A 5,349-nucleotide genomic window follows, 5' to 3' on the forward strand; every position below is an offset into this window, starting at 1 on the left:
CCCTGCCGGGGACGGCGGCAACGGACCCACGGACGCACCGGGCTACACCGGACCCACCGGGGCCACGGGGGCCACCGCCCCCACGGGCGGCGCAGCTCCGACTGGTGGCACCCCTACGGGCAACGGCAGCCGTCCGCCGCGCCGCCCGCGCAAGACGGCTGGCCGCATGGCGGATGCGGCACGGCAAGCTGCTGAGTTCCGCGCCACCACGGCGGGCCTGGACCCGTCCAAGATGATCGACGCCGAAGAAGGGGACGAGTCCTAATGAGCACTGCCACCCGTGAGCCCCAGCAAGGCGTGTTCGGGAATCTGACCGTCCCGCGTCGCTCGGGCCTGTTCGGCCTCACGTTCCTCCAGTCGGCGGCGTTGATCCCGCTCGTACTGCTGTTCATCGCGCTGATCGCCACGGGCCGGTTTCTGGTCGCATTCGTATTGGTCGGCTTCACCGGCCTGGTCATTCTGCTTATGAGAGTCAAGGTGCGCGACGGGCGCACGGTATTTGGGAGGGTCGCTGTGCGCTGGAATCAGAAACGCAAGGAGAGGGCGAAGAAGGACATTTATCTCGCCGGCCCGACGGGGGCCGGCACCCCGGACGGGGCCACGCGCCTTCCCGGACTCATGGCCCGCTCGGAGCTGAGCGAACACCTGGACGCCTACGGCCGCCCCTTCGGCCTGATCCGTCTCTCCTCCCGCGACGTGCATCACTACACGGTGGTGTTCGAGGCATACCCGGACGGCGGTTCCCTGATCGACCCGGAGCAGCTGGAATCCCGTGTGGCTCATTGGGCGAACTGGCTCACGCAGCTGGGCCACGATGAAGGCATCCGGGGCGCTCAGGTGTGCATCGAGTCCTCACCGGATTCAGGGTTCCGTGTGCGGAATCTGCTGGAGACGAACCGACGCGAGGGCGCACCTGAGTTCTCGGATGCGGTGGTGAACGAAATCCTCGAGACGCACATCGTGGGCGCGCCGCAGCTCGTCGCGCGCCTCTCGGTCACCTTCGACGGCCGGCGCATGGACGGCGGGAACAAGGATCGCGGCGTGGCCGAGATGGCGGAGGAGATCGGCAACAAGATCCCGGAGCTGACTGCGAACCTGGCGGGCACGGGCGCGGGCAACGTGCAGGTGTGCACGGCTCAGAACATCGTGGATTTCACGCGCGTTGCCTATGACCCCACTGTCGCCCCGATGGTGGAGGAGATGCAGGCCAACGGTGCGGGCACCGGCCTGTCCTGGGAGGAGGCCGGCCCCTCGTTCATGGTCGATGGATTCGACACGCTCCAGCACGACCGCGCGTTCTCGCGTTCGTGGACGATGTGGCGGGGCCCTAACGGGCACTTCCGTTCCAACGCGCTCTCGCGGATCGTGGAGCCCCAGGCGGATGTGCTCCGCAAGCGCGTCACGTTGCTCTACCGGCCCATCCCCTCGGCGCGGACCTCGGCGCTGGTGCAGCAGGAGCAGAAGGATGCGGTGTGGGCGGGCTCGCAGTCGCGTTATGACGCTCGCGCCGCTCAGCGTCAGGCAGCGGCGGCGAAGACCGCCGCTGAGGAGGCTCAGGGTGCCGGCCTGGAGCGGTTCGGCCTGATCGTCACCGTCTCGGTGCGCGATAAGGAGGAGCTGCGGTTCTGGGATCGCCAGGTGCCCGCTTTGCTCACCCCGGCCAAGCTGCGCGTCCGCACGGCGCTGGCAAATCAGGCCGTGACGTTCCAGGCCGGTATGCCGCTGGGTCTCGTGTTGTCCGACCACATGCTGATCCCTGAAAGCATCCGAAAGGGGATGTGAGACATGAGCACCGACGAGATGACGGTCAATGAGGCCCCCGGGTCGCCGCTAAGCGCACGCGAGGAGCGCGCCGAGCTGGGCCGACGCAAGCTGATGGAGGGCCTGACGCTTTCCAAGCGTGATCTGCGCCGGCTGGGGCGTTTGGAGAAGCGCCAGCGCCAGGCCGCGCAGAAAGCCGAGAAGGAGGCCCAGCGGCGCGCTGGCGGGGTGTGGCAGAAGTGGGCGGAGGCTCGCGCGTTCAACGCCTCCCGGCCCGGCCCTCGGGGCTGGAACCGGCCTGGCGGCGCGCCGGCGACCGTCCTGGAGGATTTGTTCGAGGTGCAGGGGTCGGCCGTGCAGGTGTGCGGCATGTTCCCGTTCACCGCCGGGGCGGGGCTGCCCGTCGTCGGCGTCCCGCTGGGCTACCACCTTCGCCGCCGCTCCCTGGTGTGCGCCGATCCGGTCTCCTGGTTCACCTCGGGCATCATCTCCAACCCGTCCGCGTTCGTGCTGGGCCAGCCGGGTCTGGGAAAGACCTCCCTGGTCCACCGCATCATCACGGTGCTCTCCAACTGGGGCGTGATCCCGCTGATCCTGGCCGACTCGCGGCCGGACTACGTTCACACCATCCGATCCCTCGGCGGTCAGGTCATCACGTTCTCGCCCGGCCACGGACACATCAACCCGCTGGACCTGGGGCCGATGGTGCATCGGCTGCACCAGATCAAGGACGCTTCGGCCCGACAGGTCGCCTTGGACGAGATGACCTCGCGCCGGCTCTCGCTTATGAAGGGCCTCGTGGGCATGATGCTGGGTCAACCTCTGGCCCCCCATGAGGCGTCGGTGCTGGCCCTGGCTGTGCAGATGCTCGATCCTGAGTTGCAGAACCCGCCGCTGATCCCCCAGCTGACCGCGTTCATCCAGTCGGCACCGGAGGAGCTGCGGGCCGTGGCGCTGACGTATGAGGACGTGGACGCCTACAACACGCGCGTTCAGGGCTTGCTCGACGCGCTCATTTCTCTGGGTCCGGCCGGCCCCTACGGCACCTTGTTCAGTGAGCCGACGTCGGAGCACCTGGAGCTGGGACGCCCGGCCGTGTTCGACATTTCCGGGGTGAACGAGAACGACGCAGTTCTCATGGCTGCCGTCCAGTCGCTGTGCTGGAACCTGGGCTCGGCCACCGTCTCGGCCGAATCCCACCTCGCGGCCGACGAGGGCCGACGCCGCCGCACCTACCTGCTGGTCATGGACGAGCTGTGGCGGGTGCTGCGCGCCTCCGATGACATGGTGCATTTCATCGACGCGATCACCCGCCTGAACCGTGGTCGGGGCATCGGCCAGATCATGGTCACGCACACCATGAAGGATCTGAAGCTCTCCGAGCAGCACCTCACCGATGTGGCGTGGGGCTTCGTGGAGCGGTCCGCGATGGTCTTCCTCGGTGGGCTGTCTGAGGGTGAGATGGGCAACCTGGAGGAAGTGTTCGCACTCACGCGGGCAGAAGTCTCCCAGCTCTCAGACTGGATCGGTGAAGCCCCCGTGGACCCGTGGACCGGCCGGGCCGGGCTGCGGCCGGGCGCGGGCAACTTCCTGTTGAAGACCGGCAAGGAGGCGGGCATCCCGTTCCACACGCAGCTCACGGCGCTGGAGAAGGACAACACGAACACGAACCGGGATTGGGAGATGACCAACGTTGACGTTCTCTGATCCTCGCGCGGGCCGGCGCGCTCAGCCGGGAATGGCCGACACCGGATGGATGGTCGCCACGGGCGCACTGTGCGTGGTGCTGTGCCTGGCCGGCGTCTGGGCCGGGGTGGGACTGCTCACCGCTGGCGCGCCGGGCGGGGCCGGGCTGCTTGACGTGGTGATGCTCCAGGCTCGGGGCCAGCTGCCGGTGAGCGTCTGGCAGATCGTGGCCCTCGTGGGCGCGCTCGTGCTGCTGGCCCTGCTGGGTATGGCCGGGTGGAAAGTCGCCGGCGGTGGTTCGAGGTCGCGCGTGGACCACCTGGCCCGGTCCATGTCCCGGCCGCGCGATTTCAAGGAGATGACCGGCGCGGCCGCGACCAAGGACGCCGCCCGTCTCCACGCGGACGCTGCGGGGCCAGGCGTGCCGCTGGCGAAGCTCACCAACGGCGGGCGGATGCTCTATGCCTCGTGGGAGTGGGTGCAGACCTGGATCATGGGTCCGCGCGCGGGCAAGACCACTTGTGTCTGCGTGCCGCAGATCGTGGAGACCAACGGCCCGGTGCTGGCGACCTCCAACAAACGGGACATTGTGGACCTCACGCGCGGGCCTCGCTCGGAGAAGGGCGTCGTGTGGGTCCACGACGTGCAGGGGATCATCGGTGAGCCGGCGTCGTGGTGGTGGAACCCGCTGACGTTCGTGAGCTCGATGATGCGCGCCGAAGCTCTCACAGACGTGTTCGTGTCCTCTGCCACGACCACGGGGGCGCAGGCGGATGCGTACTTCGAGTCGGACGGTAAGCGGCTGCTCTCTCACCTGTTCTTCGCCGCCGCCGTGTCGGGCCGGCCGATCACGGACGTGGCCCGCTGGGCGCAAGACCCCGAGGACGACTCTCCGGTGCGTGAGCTGCGCGCCGCCGGACACGGCCAGCTGGCCGAGTCCTTGGCCCAGATTCAGGGCCTCACGCCCAAGCAGCGTGATGGTGTCTACGGCACGATGCGCCCGTGGGTGAACGTGCTCACCTATGACTCGGTGATCCCGTGGATTCGGGACACCGGGGAAGTCGGCCGGCCTGAGTTCGATCACCGCCGCTTCGCGTCCACCACTGACACCCTGTTCCTGATTTCCAAGGAGGGTGCTGGAACCGCGCGGGCGATCACCGGCGCGCTGACGATGGCGATTCTCACGGAGGCCGAGGAGCACGCGGCATCTTTGCCCTCGGGGCGGCTCTCCCCGCCTCTGATGGGCGTGCTCGATGAGGTGGCGAACGTGTGCCGCTGGCGACAGCTGCCGGACGTGTATTCGCACTACGGCTCACGCGGGATCGTGCTCTCCTCGTTCTTCCAGGGCTGGGATCAGGGCGTGGAGGCTTTCGGGCGCGAGGGGATGCGGAAACTATGGAACGCGAGCAACGTCCGTGTGGCCGGCTCCGGGCTCCAGGACGCGGACTTCCTGCCGTTCTTGTCCCAGGTGGTCGGGGATCGTGACGTGGTGCGCCGCAGCTCCTCCGCCGGCGGCCGCGGCGGACGCTCGGTGTCCACGTCGGTGCAGCGTGAACGCGTGCTCGACGTGTCGGACCTGGCGGCGATGCCGCGCGGGCGGGCCGTGATGACCACCTCGGGCGCCCCGGCGGCTCTGGTGACGCTCACCCACTACAGCACCAAGCCCTACGCGTCCGCCGTCGCGGCGTCCCAACGGCACTACGAGCCCTGAGCCGCCCGCACACGAAAGCGCCGCCCCCTCCAAGGGGGGGGGGCGGCGCTTTCGTGTGCGTCAGGCGGGTGGCTCAAACCAACCCGGCGGGGCTGGCTGTAAGCGGCCATGAAAAGCTGCCCATAGGTGGCCAGGGAATGACCCGCTGACGGCCATGAGGACTGCCCAGTGATGGCCACGGGAACTGCCCG

Annotated in this window: 3 protein-coding genes; all 3 read left to right on the forward strand. The window is 68.5% G+C overall.

Annotation, left to right across the window (positions count from 1 at the left end; translation table 11 throughout):
* The first annotated feature begins 264 nt into the window (after positions 1-264).
* The 3 genes from DE149_RS11275 to DE149_RS11285 are packed head-to-tail and all read left to right on the forward strand — an operon-like array spanning position 265 to position 5,158.
* Positions 265-1,782, forward strand: a complete 1,518-nt coding sequence (locus DE149_RS11275) for an SCO6880 family protein (RefSeq protein ID WP_113914501.1) — start codon at positions 265-267, stop codon at positions 1,780-1,782.
* Positions 1,783-1,785: 3 nt separating this feature from the next.
* Positions 1,786-3,468 (forward strand): hypothetical protein, encoded by a 1,683-nt coding sequence (locus DE149_RS11280; RefSeq protein ID WP_113914502.1) that lies wholly within the window; start codon positions 1,786-1,788, stop codon positions 3,466-3,468.
* Positions 3,469-3,499: 31 nt separating this feature from the next.
* Positions 3,500-5,158, forward strand: coding sequence for a type IV secretory system conjugative DNA transfer family protein (locus tag DE149_RS11285; protein WP_233490749.1), 1,659 nt, complete (start codon positions 3,500-3,502; stop codon positions 5,156-5,158).
* Positions 5,159-5,349: the final 191 nt, after the last annotated feature.

Origin of the sequence: Micrococcus sp. KT16, assembly GCF_003315015.1 — a bacterium.
In the GTDB taxonomy this organism is placed as follows: domain Bacteria; phylum Actinomycetota; class Actinomycetes; order Actinomycetales; family Micrococcaceae; genus Micrococcus; species Micrococcus luteus.